This window comes from Rhodococcus sp. BP-241, from assembly GCF_019836145.1.
In the GTDB taxonomy this organism is placed as follows: Bacteria; Actinomycetota; Actinomycetes; order Mycobacteriales; family Mycobacteriaceae; genus Rhodococcoides.
The window spans coordinates 470,641-490,972 of record NZ_JABUEI010000001.1; the positions used below are offsets into that span (position 1 = coordinate 470,641).

15 protein-coding genes are annotated in these 20,332 nt (G+C 68.7%); 3 read left to right on the plus strand and 12 right to left on the minus strand.

The features are described from left to right. Window positions 1–40 precede the first annotated feature (40 nt). From HQ308_RS02180 to HQ308_RS02220, 9 genes are all read right to left on the minus strand, one after another. A complete protein-coding gene (locus HQ308_RS02180) occupies window positions 41–760 on the minus strand; it encodes an AMP-binding protein (protein WP_222637672.1) in 720 nt (239 codons plus the stop codon). Between the two features lie 120 nt (window positions 761–880). Next, complete coding sequence (locus tag HQ308_RS02185) at window positions 881–1,714, minus strand: IclR family transcriptional regulator (RefSeq protein ID WP_037185313.1); 834 nt, start codon at window positions 1,712–1,714, stop codon at window positions 881–883. A 31-nt stretch (window positions 1,715–1,745) separates the two neighbouring features. After that, complete coding sequence (locus HQ308_RS02190) at window positions 1,746–3,650, minus strand: DUF294 nucleotidyltransferase-like domain-containing protein (RefSeq protein WP_222645322.1); 1,905 nt, start codon at window positions 3,648–3,650, stop codon at window positions 1,746–1,748. Next, window positions 3,628–5,145, minus strand: coding sequence for a GMC family oxidoreductase (locus tag HQ308_RS02195; RefSeq protein ID WP_027505097.1), 1,518 nt, complete (start codon window positions 5,143–5,145; stop codon window positions 3,628–3,630). The genes HQ308_RS02190 and HQ308_RS02195 overlap by 23 nt, the downstream gene beginning before the upstream one ends. Further along, window positions 5,142–6,686 carry an APC family permease gene (locus tag HQ308_RS02200; protein ID WP_027505096.1) on the minus strand — a complete coding sequence of 515 codons (1,545 nt, stop codon included), beginning with the start codon at window positions 6,684–6,686 and terminating at the stop codon, window positions 5,142–5,144. Before HQ308_RS02200 ends, HQ308_RS02195 begins: the two co-directional genes overlap by 4 nt. A 30-nt stretch (window positions 6,687–6,716) precedes the next feature. After that, window positions 6,717–8,246, minus strand: a complete 1,530-nt coding sequence (locus HQ308_RS02205; RefSeq protein WP_051613194.1) for an aldehyde dehydrogenase family protein — start codon at window positions 8,244–8,246, stop codon at window positions 6,717–6,719. Between the two features lie 23 nt (window positions 8,247–8,269). Then, the gene (locus HQ308_RS02210) at window positions 8,270–9,427 is read right to left on the minus strand and encodes an aromatic ring-hydroxylating dioxygenase subunit alpha (RefSeq protein ID WP_222645323.1); all 1,158 of its coding nucleotides are present in this window, start codon (window positions 9,425–9,427) and stop codon (window positions 8,270–8,272) included. Beyond that, the gene (gene solA, locus HQ308_RS02215; RefSeq protein ID WP_222645324.1) at window positions 9,424–10,566 is read right to left on the minus strand and encodes an N-methyl-L-tryptophan oxidase; all 1,143 of its coding nucleotides are present in this window, start codon (window positions 10,564–10,566) and stop codon (window positions 9,424–9,426) included. The genes HQ308_RS02210 and solA overlap by 4 nt, the downstream gene beginning before the upstream one ends. Next, window positions 10,563–13,037, minus strand: a complete 2,475-nt coding sequence (locus HQ308_RS02220; RefSeq protein WP_222645325.1) for an FAD-dependent oxidoreductase — start codon at window positions 13,035–13,037, stop codon at window positions 10,563–10,565. Before HQ308_RS02220 ends, solA begins: the two co-directional genes overlap by 4 nt. 212 nt (window positions 13,038–13,249) lie before the next feature. On the opposite strand from HQ308_RS02220, the gene HQ308_RS02225 reads away from it, so the two are divergent. The 3 genes from HQ308_RS02225 to HQ308_RS02235 all read left to right on the plus strand — a co-directional run bounded on the left by HQ308_RS02225 (window position 13,250) and on the right by HQ308_RS02235 (window position 15,948). Continuing rightward, window positions 13,250–13,579, plus strand: coding sequence for a bifunctional 3-phenylpropionate/cinnamic acid dioxygenase ferredoxin subunit (locus HQ308_RS02225; RefSeq protein ID WP_222645326.1), 330 nt, complete (start codon window positions 13,250–13,252; stop codon window positions 13,577–13,579). A 20-nt stretch (window positions 13,580–13,599) separates the two neighbouring features. Beyond that, a complete protein-coding gene (locus tag HQ308_RS02230; RefSeq protein WP_222645444.1) occupies window positions 13,600–14,745 on the plus strand; it encodes an FAD-dependent oxidoreductase in 1,146 nt (381 codons plus the stop codon). A gap of 120 nt (window positions 14,746–14,865) precedes the next feature. After that, entirely contained in the window at window positions 14,866–15,948 is a 1,083-nt protein-coding gene (locus HQ308_RS02235; protein WP_056444959.1) for a fused (3R)-hydroxyacyl-ACP dehydratase subunits HadA/HadB, read from the plus strand. Window positions 15,949–15,954: 6 nt separating this feature from the next. Here the strand turns inward: HQ308_RS02235 and HQ308_RS02240 are convergent, their stop codons facing one another. The 3 genes from HQ308_RS02240 to rpsO all read right to left on the minus strand — a co-directional run bounded on the left by HQ308_RS02240 (window position 15,955) and on the right by rpsO (window position 20,234). Then, window positions 15,955–17,259 carry a pitrilysin family protein gene (locus HQ308_RS02240; protein WP_051613192.1) on the minus strand — a complete coding sequence of 435 codons (1,305 nt, stop codon included), beginning with the start codon at window positions 17,257–17,259 and terminating at the stop codon, window positions 15,955–15,957. Between the two features lie 61 nt (window positions 17,260–17,320). Continuing rightward, on the minus strand, window positions 17,321–19,603 hold the full coding sequence (locus HQ308_RS02245) for a polyribonucleotide nucleotidyltransferase (protein WP_222637680.1): 2,283 nt from the start codon (window positions 19,601–19,603) through the stop codon (window positions 17,321–17,323). Window positions 19,604–19,964: 361 nt separating this feature from the next. Beyond that, entirely contained in the window at window positions 19,965–20,234 is a 270-nt protein-coding gene (rpsO, locus tag HQ308_RS02250) for a 30S ribosomal protein S15 (RefSeq protein ID WP_027505086.1), read from the minus strand. Window positions 20,235–20,332: the final 98 nt, after the last annotated feature.

Sequence of the window (20,332 nt, forward strand, 5' to 3'; positions counted from 1 at the left end):
CCGACGGACGCGGACGTGCATCGCACCGGAGGCCCGGGCGTCACACCGCCGCGGGAAATCCCCGTCCGGGCGCGCTGACGGTGCAGCCGGTGACCAGACCGGCCAGAAGTCCGACGAGACCCGCGACCGAGGCCGACGGGTGGGACAGGTCGAAGAGAGTGCCCGGCGCGAGACCCGCACGGACGGCGAGATCGGACACCGACGCGGCCAACTCCTCGTGCGTGACGGTGACGCGTCCGGTCGTGCCCGGACCGAGCGCGACGAGGGCGGGCCGCCAGGTGTCGAGTGCGGTGGGCCGGCCGGCTTCGGTGAGACCCTGATCCCAGGCGGGCGACTCCCACCAGACACCCTCGTGATCCACGACGGCGTCGCGACGAGCATCGAACGTCACCGACGCGGCCGGTACGGCACCGACGGCCGCGCAGGCGTGCGCGCGGAGCACGTCGGGAAGTTCGGCGTCGACGGCGAACAGGGGATGTCCGGAGGCGAGGACGGCCAGGACGGAGGTGACCGCGTCGACCGAGCCGTCGGCGAGTACGGCGAGCGGGACGCGGTCGCCGGCGTGGGCACGGCGCAGCGCGGCTCCGCGGTTTCTGGCGGCCACGGCGAGCTCGCCGTAGGTGATCGAGTCGGCGGGTGAGACCAGCGCGAGACTCGACGGGTTCCGCCGCGCCACCGCGTCGATCGCGGCGACGACACCGCTCTGGAGCGCCGACGACGGCGGTGCGTCGAGCACGCCGCGCGGGTGGAGACCGGTCATACCGCAACACCGCCAACTGCCGAGGAAACTATCGGCGATCAGGTCAAGGACTCTGTAACCATACCTGCAGTATGTTTCCATTCGTAACACTCACCGTCGAGACTGTGAGAAGTCACGGTGTCAGTCGCCGCCGTATCCCAGCTTGCGGCTGATCTCGAGGGCCGCACTCATCGCGTCGGCCGCGACGGACGCGAAGTCGTCCGGTTCGAGCCGGTAGGCCGGACCCGAGACGCTGAGCGCAGCCACGACGTCCCCGGTGTGGTCACGCACGGGCGCGGACACCGCGTTCAGACCGATCTCGAGTTCCTCACGCACTGAGGCCCAGCCCCGCGAGCGCACCGCCTCGAGCTCCTGCTCCAGCGCGGTCGACGAGGTCACCGTGGTCTCCGTGAAGGAGTCCAACCGGGACGGGAGGCGCCGACGTACCTCGTCCCGCGACAGTCCGCTGAGGAGGATCTTCCCGCTCGACGTGGCGTGGACCGGGCTGCCCTGGCCCACCCACGTACGCAGCGCGACCTCGGACTCGGACCGAGCCTTGACGATGTTCACGGCGCGGTCCTCGTCGAGCACCGCGAGGTTGGTGGTCTCCCCCACCTTCTCGGCCAACATGTCGCAGATGCCCTGCGCTGCCTTCGCGAGGTCGCGTTCGGCCGTCGCGGACCCGGCGAGGCGGACGATGGTGAACCCCAGCCGGTACTTGCCCCGTTCACCCACCTGCTCCACGAAGCCGCGGGCGTCCAACACCCCCAGCAGCCGCGAGACGGTGGACTTGTGCACCCCGAGTTCGTCGGCGATGGCCGTGACACCGGCCGTCCCGAGTCGAGCGACGATCTCGAGGACCTCGAGAGCGCGGTCGACCGACTGCACCGCGGTACCGCGCGTCACCGCTCTCCCCGCGTCGTCGCCGTCGTCGGTGCCGGACGTGTCGGACACGGAGATCTCGGAGGAAGCCATGATGGTGTCCGATTCTATCCGGCACCGGGTGTCAGCGGTCGCGCACCGCGCGGGGCACGGGGACACCGACGGTGGACGCCACGTGGCCCACCCGGCGCTGGACCGACGCGATCTCCCGGATCGCGTCCATCACCATGCTGCGCTCGAGGGGTGTCAGCTCACCGAGGGCCACGACGTCCGTCGGGGTGCGCCCGTCGCTCAGGCAGTCCACCTGATGGCCGAAACGCAGGTGCTGCAGCCGCTCGAACACGTCGACGAGCACGCGTGAGTCCGGTTCCGACAGCAATCCGTTGCCCGCCGCCGCGGTCAGCCGGGCGGGTGTCGACGCGCAGGCGACGCCGACACTCATACCGCCCCACCGCGCCAGGTTCACGATCGGCGACACCGCGTGCGACTTGAGATCCACCGTCGTACCGCGCCGCGCGAGCACGTCCCGCACCGACCGCACCCGTGCTCGGGTGGCCAGCGCATCGCGGAGCTGGAGCCGCAGCGCCTCGGGATGCTCGACGGCCATCTCGCGGTACGCGTCCGGAACCGAGTGGAGATCGGGATCGCCCCACACCACCCGGCCGTCGACCAGGAGCGAGGACATGACGATGCCGCGATTGCCCAGGGGGTCGTCGAGCCAGCCGCTCGCGGCGGCGCGCCACGCGGAGGCCGATCGGGCGAAGCGGGGGCTGGACGCGATCGCGTTGTTGGTGTCGGCGGGCAGTCCGCAGGCGTCGAGCGTGCGGTGCACGGCGCGAGCGAGGTCGCGGAGCGCCTCCTCTCGGCCGGCGAGACCGTCGCTCCACGACAACGCGCTGTCGACGTCGGACGACGGCATCGCCTCCCGTCGTCCGACGCTTCCCAGCGACAACCACGCGAGATCCCGGCCGCGCAGCGGGGTCGGCGATGCCGCGATCGCCAGCTCCACGGCACGACGGACGAGGGCGTCCACCACCACGGACAGGATCCCGGACGCGGCCCCCGCGGTGGTCCCGGTGCGCCACAGGTCGACGATCAGCGGACGCAGACCCGCACTCACCTCGATCAACGCGTCGGTGGACACGGCTGCCTCGACGTGCCGACGCAACGAGAAGCTGCGGGTGGTCGAGTTGGCCAGCAGATCGGCGCTCTCGAGGACACCGACCAGACCGCCTCGGACATCGACGACCGGCATGTGTTGCACGCCGAGCTCGAGCATCTCGAGCAGGACGCCGGTGGGCGTCCGGTCCGCGTCCACCACGGCCGCGGGCACTGTCATGACGGATCCGATCCGCGTGTCCACCGGCACACCGGCGGCGACCACCCGCGTCCGCAGGTCTCGATCGGTGAAGATGCCGTACCGGCCCCGCGTCGTCGGGATCACCACGCACGACGACCCGCGCTCCGTCATCAGGCAGACCGCGTCGCGGATCGAGGTGTGGGCGTCCACGGTCGCCGCCGCACGACGCACGAGGGCGGCCGCGGTGCCGCCGGGCGCCGCCGACAGACCGGCGCCGTCGGGACTCGGTGAGGCGATGGACCGGCCGCCGAAGGACTGCGCGATCGTGCGAGCCAGGTACGTCACGCCCGCGGGGCTCGCGAACACCGGTCGCACGGACGGACCCGGCAGGCGCACGACGACCGACGGCCGCGCCGCCGTCGCCGTGAAGGTCGTGCGCACACCGACGAGCATGGCCGAGAAGCCGAACAACCCACCCGGCTCGATCGTGTCGAGCGGCGCGGCGCCGTCGACGTCGTCGGGGTGCAGCAGGTCCACGCTGCCGGACCACACCACCCACACCGCGTCGATGTCGTCGACACCCGGTCCGACCACGACGTCGCCCGCCGCGTACTCGGCGGTGGACGCCGTCGCCGCCAGATCGGCGAGATCGCTTCTGGTCAGCGAGTCGAACGGAGAGTGACCGGCGAGGAATTCTGCGAGCGTGTCAGCCGGTGACGAGGTCGGCACACCGTTCCGCCATCGTCATAACCGTGATGTTCGGGTTCACCGCCGGCAGCTTCGGCATCGCCGACGCATCGACCACCCGCAGATTGTGCACGCCCTTGACGCGCAATTCGGGATCGAGCACCGCCATCGGATCCGACGCGGCACCCATCTTCGCGGTGCCGGCCGGGTGATACACGGTGTTGTGAGTGCGATGCACGTAGTCGAGGAGATCGTCGTCGGTGACGGCGTCCGGCCCCGGCGCCAACTCGCGGGCGATCCAGTCCTTCAGCTGCGGCTGGTCGGCGATGCGTCGAGCGAGCTTGAGACCCGCGAGCATCACGCGGTCGTCGTGCCCCTCGCTGTCGGTGAAGTACCGCGGATCGACCTTGGCGCGATCACGGAAATCGCGTGAGCGCAGTCGGACGGTTCCGCGTGAACGGCCCTGTGTCACATTGGGAGTCAGGCAGAAGCCGTTGTCCGTGGTGGGGTAGCCCCAGCGCAGGGTGTTCATGTCGAACGGCACGCTGCCGTAGTGCATCATCACGTCCGGATACGTCAGATCGTCCTCGGTCGTGGCGAACAGGCCGATCTCCCACCACTGCGACGACGTGGTGACCATCGGCTTCGACGCCTCCCAGAACACCAGGCCCTCGACGTGGTCGTCGAGGTTCGCGCCGACGCCCGCCGAGTCGACACGCACCGGAATCCCCATCTCGCGCAGGTGCACCGAGGGCCCGATTCCCGACAGCATCAACAGTTTCGGAGTGTCGATCGCACCCGCGGTGACGATGACCTCACGGCGTGCGGAGACGACGTCGTGCCCCGTCAGATCAGGACGCTGATACCGCACTCCGGTGGCCGTGAGCGAGTCGTCGATGACGATCTCGCTGACCCAGCAACCCGTGCGGACCTCGAGATTGGGGCGCGTCGCCATGATCGGATGCAGGTACGCGTGCGAGGTGGACATGCGCAACCCGTCGTCGGACGAGTTGATCTGGAACCAGCCGGCCCCGTTGAGCACCGTCTCACCGCGATTGAACTGCACGGTCGGCAGTCCCACGCCGGCCGCGGACTCGAGGACGGCGGCACCACACGGATCGAGTGGCGGAACGTCCCGCAGCGTCACCGGTCCGGTGACGCGCGAGACGTACGGGAGGATCGACTCGGCGTTCCAGCCCGTGGCGCCCATGGCCTCCCAGTCGTCCAGGATTCCGGCCGGTGGATGGAACGCGATGCACGAGTTGTGAGACGAGCAGCCGCCCAACACCTTCGCCCGCGCGTGGCGCATGAAGCTGTTGCCGCGTTCCTGCGGCTCGACGGGATAGTCCCAGTCGTAGCCGGAGTCGAGCAGATGCATCCACCGGTCGAGCACCAGGATGTCGTCGTTCCCGACGTCCGTGGGTCCCGCCTCGACCAGACACACGGTCACGGTGGGATCCTCGCTGAGGCGTGCGGCGAGAACACATCCCGCAGTTCCGCCGCCCGCGATGACGTAGTCGAAGATCGCGTCCGTCATACCTTCTCGCCTTCCGCCGTACCCGCTGTGGTGGTCGCTGCGTGTGACGTCAACGTACCGATGTGTCCGCGACCGACGGTGAAATACCACAGATATCCGAGCCCGAGGATGACACCGATGTAGACGAACGCACCCCAGGTGTTGTACCAGGGTGTCCCGTAGACGGCTTCGCGCGGCCACGCCAGATTCAGCGCCATGCCGGCGCCCCACACGACCGCAAAGATGTTGACGGGCAGACCCCAGCGACCCATCGTGAAGTAGCCACCCTCCTTCAGGTCCTTCGGCGGCCACTCGCCCTTCAGTCGCTTCTTCAAGAGCGGTCCCGTGACCATCAGATACGCCAGGTAGATCATGATGATCGCGATCGACGTGAGCACCGTGAAGATCTTGGGCTGCCCCACGTTGATCACGAGGATCAGGATCGAGAGCAGACCGATCACGACGGCGGGCACCACGGGCGTCTGGTACTTCGGATGCACGGTGGCCAGCCGCTCGCCGAACGGCAGCGCGTTGTCGCGCGCCATCGCGAAGGTGAGGCGGATCGCCGCCGTGTGCACCGCGAGCGAGCACACCGTGACGGCCACCAGGATGCAGATAAGGAACACCGTTCCCAGGGGTCCGGACAGCACCGAGGTGACGATGGACTGCAGTCCACCCTGCGGCGTGCCCAGCTCGGGATCGTTCAGATCCGGCGCCGCCATGACGGCGAACACGAGGATGGCGCCGCCGATGACGAACGACGCGAGGATGGCCCGCAGGATCGCCTTGGGGGCGGTACGCCGCGGTTCGACGGTCTCCTCACCGAGCGAGCTCGCCGTGTCGAAGCCGTACATCACGTAGCCCGACGCCAGCGACGCCACGAGGAACGCGCCCAGGTACCCGGCACTCTCCTCGGTTCCGTACCCGTTGGTGGAGAAGAAGATCTCCGGGCCGCGCTGAATGTTGAACGCCAGGATCACGGCGATGAGCACGGCCGCGACGAGTTCGATGAAGACGCCGGCACTGTTGATCCGCGCCATCAACCGGATGCCCGCGGCGTTCACCAGAGTCGTGAACGCGATCATTATGGTGCCGAGAACGACGGCATTGGTGGCGTAGTCGTACTCCCCCGTGCCGTCCCCGATGAGCTGGAAGCCGGACCACAACCGAGGCAGGTTCACCTGCAGGGCGAGCACCACCGCCGACAACGTGACGATCGACGCGGTGAGCATGAGCCACCCCGACGACCATCCGACGATGCGGCTGCCGAGCAGCTTCGCCCAGTTGTAGACCGAGCCCGCCACCGGATACTTGGCCGCGAGTTCCATGAAACACAGCGCCACGGCCATCTGCCCGACGAAGACGATGGGCCAGGACCACAGATAAGCCGGGCCCGCGGACCCGAATCCGAAGTAGAACAGCTGGAACGTGCCGGTCAGGATCGAGATGTAGCTGACGCCGGCCGCGAAACTCGCGAACTTGCCCAGACTGCGGTCGAGAGATTCCTTGTATCCGAAATCGCCGAGACCGCCGTCCTCGACGTCGGAAGTGGAAGACACCATGTCGCCTCGCTCACGTGAGAATGGAAGAAACTAGCTGGTGGTGCCGAACCACTCCGCCCGAGGTGCTGCGGTGTTGTTCCAGATGTGCTTGGTCTCCTGGTACTCGTGGAGTCCCGCGGGCCCGAGTTCGCGCCCGTTGCCCGACTTCTTGAAACCGCCCCACTCGGCCGCGGCCGTGTAGTACCCGAAGTCGTTGAGCCACACGGTTCCGTGTCGCAGCCCGCGCACCATGCGTTCGCCGCGTTCGGGATCGGTGGTGCGCACACCGGCCGCGAGACCGTAGTCCGTGTCGTTGCCCAGTCGCAATGCCTCTTCCTCGGTGGTGAACCGTTCGACGGTCAGTATGGGCCCGAACGTCTCGAGCTGCACGATGTCCATCTCACGAGAGCAGTGGTCGAACACCGTGGGCAGGAAGTAACTTCCGTCCGCCAGAGCCGGATCGGACGGTGCGCGGCCGCCCGTGCGCAGAACTGCACCCTCCGCGAGGGCGGTCTCGACGAACGCCTCCATCTTGTCGCGTTGAGTCGTGGAGACCAGTGGCCCCGTCTCGCTGGACGGGTCCGTTCCCGGTCCCATCCGGATGGCTTCGGCGCGGCGCACGATCTCGTCGACGAACCGATCCGCCACCGAGTCCTCGACGATGAGACGTGTTCCGGCCGAACACACCTGGCCGGAGTGCAGGAAGACGCCGGTGAGCACCTGGTCGACGGAGGCGTCGAACGTGTCCTCGTCGGCGGCGTCCGCGAACACGATGTGCGGATTCTTGCCCCCGAGTTCCACCGCCACCTTGGTCACGTGCGGCGCGGCACTCGCGAGGATCGCGCTGCCGGTCGCCAGTCCACCGGTGAACGACACGAAGTCGACGTCCGGATTGTCCGTGAGCGCCGGCCCGATGGTCGCGCCGCTGCCCTGCACCAGATTGACGACACCGTCCGGCACCCCCGCTTCCTCCAGCAGATGGGTGAACGCGATGGTGCTCAGCGGGGTGACCTCGCTCGGCTTGAGCACCATCGTGCAGCCGGCAGCCAGCGCAGGCGCGATCTTCCACGAGATCTGCAGCAGAGGGTAGTTCCAGGGCGCGATCATCACGCAGACACCGATCGGCTCGTGCACCACGCGCGAGATGACCGCAGGATCACCCACGTCGACGAGACGATCGCTCGAGACGGCGGCGAGCTGAGCGTAGTACCGGAACACCGAGGTGACGTCGTCGATGTCGATGCGGCTCTCCGCCAACGTCTTCCCGGTGTCGAGGGTCTCGATGACCGACAGTCGCTCCTTGTCGCGCTGCAGGAGATCCGCCACGCGGTCGAGCACCGCACAGCGTTCCGCGACCGGGGTGGCGGGCCAGTCGCCGCGATCGAAGGTGGCACGGGCCGCGGCGACGGCGGCGCGGGCGTCGTCCGGCGAGGCCTCGTCGACCGACACCAGGACTCGACCGGTCGCGGGGTCGATGCAGTCTCGGGTCTCCCCCGAGGTGGCAGGGACCCACTCACCCCCGATGAGGAGAACGCGCTCGAACAGTGTCGGATCGACGTCGTGCTCGGTCTGTTGATTCACTGCCCCACCCTTTCACCGATCGGTCACCCCTGCAGGCGCCCGTCCTCCTGCAGGCGTTCCGCCAGCCAGTCGTGGAAGAGCCCGATGTGATGCTCGGCCGGCACCAGAACGCCACCGTCACGGTATGCCCGTGAGCTCATCGCCGGTTGGGTTCGCTCACATGCGTCGAAATCCTGCACGTTGACGCGATGGAACAACTCGACCGATCGGCTGACGTCGCGGCCGGACTCGACGACGTCCCGCGTGTACAGCCAGTCGCACTCGACGACGGTGCGGTCCGCGGACACCGGGTACATGCGGTGCAGGATCACGTGGTCGGGAACCAGGTTGACGAAGACGGTCGGCTTGATCGTGATGGCGTAGTACCGCCGGTCCTGATCCTCCGAGAGCGTCGGCAGGGCGCCGAACCCCGCGGACCCGTCCACGGTGAATCCGTCGATCTCCGCGCCGAACTCCGCACCGTGGCCGACGAAGTACTGGGCCGCGAGCCCGTCCGCGAACTCGGGGAGGACCTCGGTCAGCTCCGGGTGGATCGTGGCGCAGTGATAGCACTCCATGAAGTTCTCGACGATCAGCTTCCAGTTGGCCGCCACGTCGTAGACCTCGCGGCGACCGAGTTCGAGAGACGGCATGTCGTACCGGTCGACGGCCGTCGGGTCGCCGAGCCGCTCGGTGACCGCGCCGATCACCTCGTCCTCGAAGGACGGCGGCTCGTCCGCAAGGCACAGCCACGCGTAGCCGAGCCACTCCCGGAGCGCGACGGGGATCAGACCCCACTCCGTACGGTCGAGCGGGGCACCGGACCCGTCCGACAACGCGGACAGATTGGGAGCGGCCACGAGCTTCCCGTCCAGCCCGTACGTCCAGGCGTGGTACGGACACTGCAGATTACGCTTGACCTGGCCCGACTCCTCCGTGCAGATCTGTGCGCCGCGGTGGCGGCACACGTTGAGGAACGCGCGCAGAGCCCCGTCACGCCCGCGCACCACCAGCACGCTCTCGCGGCCCACGTCGACGCGGCGGAAGGCGCCGGGTGCCGCGAGATCGGCACTGCGGACGGCGCAGAACCACATCGTCTCGAACACGTGCTCCTGCTCGGCCAGAAACGTCTCCGCGCTGGTGTACCAGGATCCGGGGAGAGTGGGGATCAACGACTGGGTGCGGGGCGCGGCGCTTGTCATACGGTCACCAATCGGCGGGGATCGAAGAGGGTGATGGGGTGCGCGGTCGTCCCGGTGGTCGCGAGGTCGGCCAGGATCTCACCGACGACGGGCACGAACTTGAAACCGTGGCCGGAGAACCCGCACGCGACGGTGACGTTGGTGGCGTCGGGGTGCCGCGCGATGACGAAGTGCTCGTCCGGAGTGTTGGAGTACATGCACGTCGCGGAGTGCACGCTCGGCCCGTCGAGGCCGGGCACCGTCTGCCGCACCCGGGTCTGCATCGCCTCGATCTCGTGCGGGTGCACCGTACGGTCGATGGTGTCCGGCGTGCACTCGATGCCCTTGCGGAAGAAGGCCACCTTGACGCCGCCGTCGGGACCGTCGATCGCCGGGAAACCGTAGTCCTGCATACCGTCCGCGGCCTCGTGGATGAAGATCGGATTGTTCTCGTACGCGGCGGTACCGGCGCTCGCGCCGAACCAGTGCAGTACCTGGCGCTCGACGACGATCGGTACCGCGAACTGCTCGAGCAACTGCGGCGCCCAGGCACCGGGGCAGATCACCACCTGGCCCGCCGTGTGGGTTCCCTTGTCGGTGGTGACGGTGACGCCGTCCCCCGACTCCTCCCAGCCGAGCACCGTCTCACCGAACTGCAATGTCGCACCGCGGTTCTCGGCGAGGTCCAGATGGGCCTGAACGGTGAGTTCGGGCCTCGCGAAACCCGCGGCGGCCTCGAACAGTGCCACCTCGTCGGGGTCGGGATCGAAGGTGGGGAACGCCTCGCGCACCTGCGCGGCATCCAGGATCTCGTGCGGCAGCGACCATTGCCGTGACGCCAGCAGCGAGCCCGAGAACGTCACCGAGCTCTCGCGCCCGAGGAACAGTCCTCCGGTGATCCGATGCACCTCCTTCCCGGACATGCTCCTCAGTTCGTCCCACAGTTCGTAGGACCGCAGGAGGAGCGGGACGTAGGCCGGGTCCTCGAAGTAGGACTGCCGGATGATCCGCGATCCGCCGTGGCTCGATCCCTTGTCGTGGGCGGGGGTGAACTTCTCGAGTCCCAGCACCCGCTGTCCGCGGTCGGCCAGATGGAAGGCGGCGGCGCTGCCCATGCCGCCGAGTCCGATGACGATGACGTCGTAGCTCACGTGGTTCATCTCCTGATCAGCTGTCCGGCGGGATCGACGACCGCGTCGTCGGACACCGTCGCACCCAGTGCGGCGGCGAAGTAGGTCACCGACACCGCGGTGCCGAGTGGAGTGTCCAGCGGAAGCCAGGCGTACGCGACGCACCGCCCGAGGGTCGCCGACCATCCCGCGCTCGTGACGTACCCGACGACCGTGCCGTCGAGAGAGACCGGCTCCTTCCCTAGCACCACGGCGTCCGGGTCGTCGAACACGAGGGTCCGCAGCCGTCGCGTCGCGGGCCGAGCGGCCAGGGCCGACCGACCGACGAAGTCCGTGGCGTCCTTGACGGCGAACTCGACGCCCGCGTCGGCCGGGGTGTCCTCGGAGGTCATGTCGTGCCCCCACGCGCGGTACCCCTTCTCGAGTCGCAGGCTGTCGAACGCGAGCCGACCGGCAGCGATCACCCCGTGGTCGGACCCGGCCTCCCACAACAGGTCCCACAGGGCGCCGCCGTACTCGGCGTCGGTGTAGATCTCCCACCCGAGTTCGCCGACGTACGACACCCGCATCATGATCACGGGAATCGCACCGAGGTACGTCCGCACTGCGCGGAAGTAGCCGAAGGCCTTGTGTCCCAGGTCCGCGTCGGCCAGCGGTGCCACCATCGCGCGGGCACGGGGACCCCACACTCCGACACAACACGTCGCTCCGGTGACGTCCCGCACCGTCACCGGACCGTCGGGCGTTCCCGCCCTGGCGCGGCGCAGCATCGCATCGAGGTCGAGTGGACCGTTCGCTCCGACGCGATAGTGATCGGCGCCGAGTCGCGCGACCGTGAGGTCGCTGCGGATCCCGCCTCTCTCGTCGAGCATCAGCGTGTAGGTGACACGGCCGATCGCGGTGTCCACGTCGTTGGTGGTGAGGTGCTGCAGGAAGTGGGCTGCGCCGGGTCCCTCCACGTCGTACCGCGTGAGCGGTGTCATGTCGTACATCGCGACCCGGCTCCGCGTCACCGCGGCCTCGGCCACGGCGATGTCGGAGAAGTGACGCGCGGACCACTCGTCGCGGACCGGAAGGTGGAACCCGGTCTCGAGCAGCGCCGCGAGTTCGCCCGCGTTGCTCTCGTACCAGGCGGGGCGCTCCCAGCCTCCGCCCTGGACGAAGCGGGCGTCCAGCGCGACCTCCGCGGCGTGGAACGGGCTGCGCCGCAGTCCTCGCAGCGCCGTGCGCTGCTGGCGGGGGTGCACGATGTCGTACACCTCCACGAACGCCTGGGCGCTGGTGGCGGCGATGAAGGCGGGACTGCGCTCGACCGATTCGAAGCGATACAGATCGGACTCGTGGAGGTCGATCTCCGAGGCGCCGTCGATCAGGGTCTGGGCGAGAGCGCGCGCGATACCGGCGGAGTGCGTCACCCACACCGCCTCCGCCACCCAGAAGCCGGCCAGATGCCGGTGCTCCCCGACGATCGAGTGACCGTCGGGAGTGAAGGAGAAGATGCCGTTGAATCCGGATTCGACCTTCGACTCCCGCAGCGCCGGAAGCACTCTCGCGGACTCACGCCAGGCCGGCGCGAAATCGTCCTCGGTGAACGGCAGCATCGACGGCATCGGTGGGGGCGCCACGGACGACGCGTCACCGTCCGCGTCCCACGACAGCGTGCCCATGTCCGCGGGCATCGGGTCGTGGCCGTAGTAGCCGATACCCAGACGATCCCCGTGCTCCCGGTAGTAGAGGTCGCCGTCCTGGTGACGAAGGATCGGCAGACTCGCGTCCGTCGCACCGGTGTTCCGGCCGACCAGCGCCTCGATCTGTCCGGTGTAGGCGTACTGGTGCGCCATCGGGACCAGGGGAACAGTGAGGCCCACCGTGCGCCCGAGCTCGGCACCCCAGAAGCCCGCGGCCGACACGACGATGTCCGCCGGCACGTCGCCGTGCGGGGTCCGCACTCCCGTCACACGTCCACTCGCCTGGAGGATCTCGGTCACCGGACTGTCCCCCCGGAACACCGCCCCGCGCGCCTGCGCCGCACGCGCCTGCATCTCGGCGGCCCGCACCGCCCGGGCGAGACCGTCGCTCGGAGTGTGGAACGCGCCGAGCACGACGTCCGGGTCCACGAGCGGGTGCAGAGCCGCCGCGGCCGCGGCGTCGACGAGCCGTCCCTCGATGCCCCACGAGCGCGCCCACCCGGCCTTGCGTTGCAGATCCGTCCACCGAGCCTCGGTCGTCGCGATCTCGAGGCCGCCGAGCGTGTCGAAGCACGGTCCGTCGTCGTGCGTGAGTGCGCGGAACTTGTCGGCCGTGTAGGCCGCGAAGTGGGCCATGGAGCGCGAGGGATTCGTCTGGAACACCAGCCCGGGGGCGTGCGAGGTGGATCCGCCGGTGGAGAACAGCGGCCCCTGGTCGAGCACGGTGACGTCCGTCCACCCACGGGCGGTCAGTTCGTCCGCCAGGGAGGTCCCGACGATGCCGGCGCCGATGACGACGATACGAGGTGTCACGAGCGTCCCCCTGGGACCTGTTGCGATCAGCGCAACGATGAGTGGTTTACGCAACACAGACTCGACGCCCCGGGCCGGGCTGTCAACCCGGCACGCTGTGGTTCGACACACCTGTGCAGCGATTGACGCGGTGGATCGTCCTGGTGCATCCTGTTGCGCAGATCGATTACAGTTGCGATCGACGCAACACCGTCACACTCGCGGGAGGCATCATGCCGGACACCGTTCATCGCGTCGCCGTCTGCTCCGCATCGGCCCTCCCCGTGGGCGAGGTCGCCACCGTCACCCCGCCGGGTCACACCGCTATCTCCGTCTTCCACACCGAGGATGGCCTCTTCGCGATCGACGACACGTGCACACACCAGGACGCCTCGCTCGCCGACGGATGGGTGGAGAACTGCGCGGTCGAGTGCCCGCTCCACGAGTCGTGCTTCGATCTGCGGACCGGCGCCCCCTCGGGCACACCGGCGAAGACTCCCGTTCGGACATATGCGGTGCACTTCGTCGACGGCGCGGTCGTGCTCGACCTCCCCGGCTCGTGACGACCCCCGACAGGCCCGACATCGAGACGGTGGACTCCGTCCTGGTCGTCGGGGCGTCGCTCGCGGGCTCGACCGTCGCGACCGCTCTCCGCGAGGACGGGTTCACGGGCCGCGTCACCGTCGTCGGCGACGAGCCCCACCTGCCGTACGATCGCCCGCCCCTCTCCAAGGCCTTCCTGCAGGGATCGGCTCCCGACCCGTGGCTCGTTCCCGAACCCGATGCGCTCGACGTCGACTGGGTGCTCGGGACACCGGCTGTCGGCATGACCGGTCGGAGCGTGGAGCTCGCGGACGGGCAGGAGGTGAGTGCCGACGTCGTCGTCATCGCGACCGGCGCGCGCGCACGGACCCTGCTGGGCGCCGACGACCTCCGCGGCGTTCACACGCTGCGCACGTTGGACGACGCCGCCGCACTGCGCTCGTCGCTGGCCACGGCGACCACCATGGTGGTGATCGGCGCGGGATTCATCGGAGCCGAGGTGGCCTCCACGGCCGCCGGCCTCGGCATCTCCGTCACCATCGTCGAGGCGTCCACCGCTCCCCTGTCCGGCCCGCTCGGCCTGACGATGGCGGAGGTCTGCGTCGATCTGCATCGTGCGAACGGCGTGACCCTCCTGCTCGGCGCCGCCGTCGACTCTCTCGAGGGCCGCGACGGGGCCGTCACCTCCGTCCTGCTCGGGGACGGGACGGTACTGCCCGCCGACGTCGTGGTGATCGGAATCGGATCGATCCCCAACACGGAGTGGGCGGCAGCGTCCGGCCTCGCCATCGACGGCGGTTTCGTCACCGACGCGCAGTGCCGCACCACCGTTCCGGGCGTCTACGCGATCGGGGACTGCGCTCGCGCGTTCGACGAGGTGCTGCAGGACCACCATCGCAGCGAACACTGGTCGCACGCGGTCACCCAGGCTCGGCGAGTGGCGCGGTCGATCGTGGGGGCGCAGCCCGCGCCGTCCGGTGTTCCGTATTTCTGGTCGGACCAGTACGGCTCTCGCATCCAGTTCGCCGGCCGTCGCCAGTCGACCGATTCGGTGCGCGTGGTCGAGGGCGACCCGGAGGCCGGCTCGTTCGTCGCCGTGTACGAGCGAGCGGACGACGTCGTCGCCGTCCTGGCGATGAACAACGCCCGATCGTTCACCAGGATGAGGAAGAGCCTCGGGGCCTGATTCTCCGCATGCCGATCAGCATTGGGTGCGTATAACAATCTCGAAGTCGCTTTTCTGTGATCAGCCCGGAGAACTCCGTTGGCACTGCACAGCGCTCGTCGCCGGGGATAGGTTGCCGTCATGACTGCCGAGATCCTGGCCACCGACGCCGTCGCGAGCGACACCACGTTCGACCCGGCGCAGCATGCGCTGGACATGGTGGGCTACCACTACCGCGCCGACGACTACTACGAGGTCGGCCGCGAGAAGGTGCGGGAGTACGCGAAAGCCGTCCGCGACTTCCATCCGGTCCACTGGACCGAGGAGGGCGCACTCGAGGTCGGCTATCCGGCGCTGATGGCGCCGCCCACGTTCTTCTCGCTGGTCGGCATCATCGCCCAGCAGAAGCTGCTCGAGCGCATCGCCACCGGATACGACCTCAGCCGGATGCTGCAGACAGACCAGCATGCCGAGTACTTCGCGCCGATCCTGGCGGGCGACCGGCTCACGTGCGACGTCTCGCTCGACTCCTTCCGCACGGTCGTCGGCCGCGACATGATGGTGACCAAGACCGTCATCACCAACCAGCGCAACGAGCTGGCGCAGATCACGTACACCACACTGCTCATCGGGCGCGCCGACGACGGCGACGACAGCATCGCGGACGTCGCGCGCGGCATGGTCATGAACGGCATGTTCACCCTGTCCACGTCCGACGAGGTGGCCGACGTCAATCCCGGCGGTGACGACCTCGAGACGGTCTACGCCCCGCCCGTCGTCGTCCCGCACACCGGCCATGCCCGTCGGCGCTTCGAGGACGTGGCGGTCGGCGACGCACTGCCCACCAGGACGGTGCTGCTCTCGCGCGGCGATCTCGTGAACTACGCGGGCGTGGTCGGCGACAACAACCCCGTGCACTGGAGCGACCACTTCGCGTCGCTGCTCGAGCTCGACACCGTCGTCGCCCACGGCATGCTCACCATGGGCCTCGGCACCGGCTTCGTGTCCGAGTGGCTCGGCGACCCGGGTGCCCTGAAGGACTGCACCGTGCGCTTCACCAGCCCCGTCATGGTCGACCCGGTGTCCAAGTCGGAGATCGTCATCGACGGCACGGTGAAGTCGAAGGACGAGGCGACCCGGACTGCGGTGGTCTCCATCGACGCCCGCTACAAGGGCAAGCGCATCCTCGGCCACAAGGCCATGGCCACCGTTCACCTGGCCTGAGACGCCTCAGCTCCCGGCCACGGCTCCGCGTACCGAGGCCGGGAGCTTCGTCACCTTCGAGAACGGCCCGACCACGGCGGCCGCCATGGGCCGCGCCAGCAGGGTCCGGGCGACATCGCGGACCTCGTCGTTGGTCACCTGATCGATGCGCGCGAGCGTCTCCTCCACCGACCTGTGGTCGCCGTAGTTGAGCTCGCTGCGACCGATCCGGTTCATTCTCGATCCGGAATCCTCCAGTCCGAGAACCAGTCCCCCGCGCATGCTCCCCTTCGCGCGAGCGCACTCCGCGTCCGTGATGCCGTCGGTGGCCACCGACGCGAGCACGTCGCGGATCACCGAGGTGACCTCGCCGAGATTCTCGGGCTGGCATCCGGCGTACACCGAGAACGCACCCGTGTCGGAGAACGTGTCCACCGACGAGTACACCGAGTACGCGAGACCGCGCTCCTCCCGGATCTCTTGGAACAGACGCGAACTGAGCCCTCCACCGATGGCGGTGTTCAGAACCGACAACGCCCACCGATGACCCTCGTGGCGTCCGAACGCCCGCACGCCCAGGCACAGGTGCGCCTGTTCACTGTCCCGCGTCGTCAGGCTCAGGGCCGGGCGCGCGGTGATGCGGCCCGCTCCCCCACGCCGCGGTGCCGGTTCGGCGGCACCGGCGATCCGGTCGGCGAAACTGCGACGGACCCCCGCCACCACGTCGTCGTGGTCGACGTTGCCGGCGACCGCCACCACCATGCGCGGCGGGGTGTAGCGCCGAGTGTGGAACGAGTGCAGCTGATTCCGCGTCATGGACTCGATGGACTCCACCGATCCGATGACGGGACGACCGATGGGGTGGTCACCGAACAGCGCGGTGAGGAAGGCGTCACCGAGCAGGTCCTCGGGGTCGTCGTCGCGCATCGAGATCTCCTCGAGCACCACCTGGCGTTCGACATCGACGTCCTCGGCGCGGCAGCGACCGCGGAGCACCACGTCCGCCACCAGATCGAGTCCGAGGTGCAGGTCCTCGTCGAGCACGTGCGCGTAGAAGCACGTGTGCTCCTTGGACGTGAACGCGTTGAGCTCGCCGCCGACTCCGTCCATCACCTGCGCGATGTCCAGAGCCGTACGGGTGGGGGTGGCCTTGAACAGCAGGTGCTCGAGGAAGTGCGCGGCACCGGCGACGGTGCGGCCCTCGTCGCGCGAACCGACGGCGACCCAGACGCCGACCGAGGCGGACCGCACGCCGGGAACGAACTCCGTGACGACTCGGACGCCGCCCGGCAACACCGTGCGGCGGACGCCGGACGGTTCGGGTGTACGCACACGGCGGCGCGGCCGGGAGCCCGAGAGCTCCGCAGACCGCGCCGCCGCGTTCGTGTACTTCTTACTCAGCGCTGACCTCGTCGGAGGTGGCGACCTGATCGTCGGCCGGCGCGGCGGCTGCCGCGTCGTCCTCGACCGGGACGAGGCTGATCTTGCCGCGGTTGTCGATGTCGGCGATCTCCACGCGGAGCTTCGATCCGACGCTGACGACGTCCTCGACCTTGTTGATGCGCTTGCCGCTGCCCAGCTTGGAGATGTGCACCAGGCCGTCACGACCGGGGAGCAGCGAGACGAACGCGCCGAATGCCGTGGTCTTGACGACGGTTCCGAGGAACCGCTCGCCGACCTTGGGCAGCTGCGGGTTCGCGATGGCGTTGATCATGTCGATCGCGGCCTGTGCGGACGGGCCGTCCGCAGCACCGACGTAGACGGTGCCGTCATCCTCGATCGAGATGTTGGCGCCGGTCTGCTCGGTGATCGAGTTGATCATCTTGCCCTTGGGCCCGATGACCTCGCCGATCTTGTCCACGGGGACCTTGATCGCGGTGACACGCGGTGCGTACGGGCTCATCTCGTCCGGCGCGTCGATGGCCTCGGCCATGACGTCGAGGATCGTGACGCGCGCGTCCTTGGCCTGCGACAGTGCACCGGCCAGAACCTGCGACGGGATGCCGTCGAGCTTCGTGTCCAGCTGCAGGGCGGTGACGAACTCGCGGGTGCCGGCGACCTTGAAGTCCATGTCGCCGAACGCGTCCTCCGCACCGAGAATGTCGGTGAGGGCGACGTAGCGGGTCTCACCGTCGACCTGGTCGGAGACCAGACCCATGGCGATGCCGGCGACCGGTGCCTTCAGCGGCACGCCGGCGTTGAGCATGCCCAGCGTCGACGCACAGACCGAGCCCATCGACGTGGAGCCGTTGGAGCTGAGCGCCTCCGAGACCTGACGGATGGCGTAGGGGAACTCCTCCTGGCTGGGGAGCACGGGGAGCAGCGCGCGCTCCGCGAGGGCTCCGTGGCCGATCTCGCGACGCTTCGGCGATCCGACGCGTCCGGTCTCGCCGGTGGAGTACGGCGGGAAGTTGTAGTGGTGCATGTAGCGCTTGCTGGTCTCGGGTCCGAGCGAGTCGATCTGCTGGGCCATCTTGACCATGTCGAGGGTGGTGACGCCCAGGATCTGGGTCTCGCCACGCTCGAACAACGCGCTGCCGTGGGCGCGCGGGATGACGGCGACCTCGGCGGAGAGCTCACGGATGTCCGTGATGCCGCGGCCGTCGATGCGGAACTGGTCCCGCAGGATGCGCTGACGCACGAGCTTCTTGGTCAGCGAGCGGAACGCTGCGCCGATCTCCTTCTCGCGGCCCTCGAACCGGTCGCCCACGCTGGTGAGGATCTGGTTCTTGACCTCGTCGAGCTTGCTCTCGCGCTCGGTCTTGCCCGCGATGGTGAGCGCCTCGTTGAGCGGGATCTGAGCCGCACCCTCGACAGCCTCGAACACGTCGGACTGGTACGCGGGGAAGAGCGGGAAGTCGCCGGTGGGCTTGGCGGCCGCCGTGGCGAGCTGCTTCTGCGCCTCGCACAGCGATGCGATGAACGGCTTCGCTGCTTCGAGGCCCTCGGCCACGATGGCCTCGGTGGGCGCCTGCGCGCCGTCCTCGACGAGGGCGATGACCTTCTCGGTCGCCTCGGCCTCGACCATCATGATCGCGACGTCGGCGTCCGCACCGGTGCCCGAGACGACGCGGCCGGCGACGACCATGTTGAACACGGCCTTCTCGAGCTGCTCGTTGGTGGGGAACGCGACCCACTGCTTGTCGATCAGGGCGACACGGACGCCGCCGATGGGGCCGGAGAACGGCAGGCCCGCGAGCTGGGTGGACGCCGACGCGGCGTTGATGGCCACGACGTCGTAAAGGTCCTTCGGATCGAGGCTCATCACGGTGATGACGACCTGGATCTCGTTGCGCAGTCCGTCGACGAACGTCGGACGCAGCGGCCGGTCGATCAGGCGACAGGTCAGGATGGCGTCGGTGCTGGGGCGTCCCTCACGACGGAAGAACGATCCGGGGATGCGGCCGGCGGCGTACATCCGCTCCTCGACGTCCACCGTGAGCGGGAAGAAGTCGAAGTGGTCCTTGGGGTGCTTCGAGGCGCTGGTGGCCGAGAGCAGCATGGTCTCGTCGTCCAGGTACGCGACGACGGCGCCGGCGGACTGCTTGGCCAGCCGGCCGGTCTCGAAGCGGATGGTGCGGGTGCCGTACGACCCGTTGTCGATGACGGCGGTGGTCTCGAACACGCCCTCGTCGACCTCGGTGGCCGCTGCGGTGTTCGTGGTGGTCTCTGACATGGAAGTCTTCTCGTCCTCTCGTCTTCGCCGTGCCCACCCGGGCGCGCACTCGAACCCGGTGGTCCGGTGCGGCGTCCCCGAGTCGACGTGCGAGCGGAGGCGGCCCACGATCGAAGTCCCCCGGGCCGGGTCGCGCTCCGCGCGTCCGGAAACCGAGAGACCACTACCGAAGACCGACACCGCGACGTGTGTCGGGGACGAACGGCTGATGGTGCTCACCGCCGAGTCGGCGGCCTACCTGTGATGCTGTGCACTCCCGGAGAGGGAGTACTGCTGTGACACTACCGGTCCACGACGAACGGCCGACGAGGAACAGCCGTGGGCTGCCTCGCCGGCGCGATCGCGTGAACCATGACGGAAATTATCGACGCAGTCCCAGACGCTCGATGAGCGAGCGGTACCGCGCGACGTCGACCTTCTGCACGTACTTGAGCAGACGACGACGACGACCCACGAGCAGCAGCAGGCCGCGACGCGAGTGGTGATCGTGCTTGTGCACCTTGAGGTGCTCGGTGAGATCCTGGATGCGCTTGGTGAGCATCGCCACCTGGGCTTCCGGCGATCCGGTGTCCGTCTCGTGGACGCCGTACTCGCCGAGGATCTGCTTCTTCTGTTCGGTGGTCAAAGCCACAGTGAAACTCCTGATGCAGTGCCGTCCGCGCGTGGATGGTGCCGCACCCGAGGGCGCGGTGTTGCAGCCGCCGCGGACCGCAGCGAACAACAGTCGTC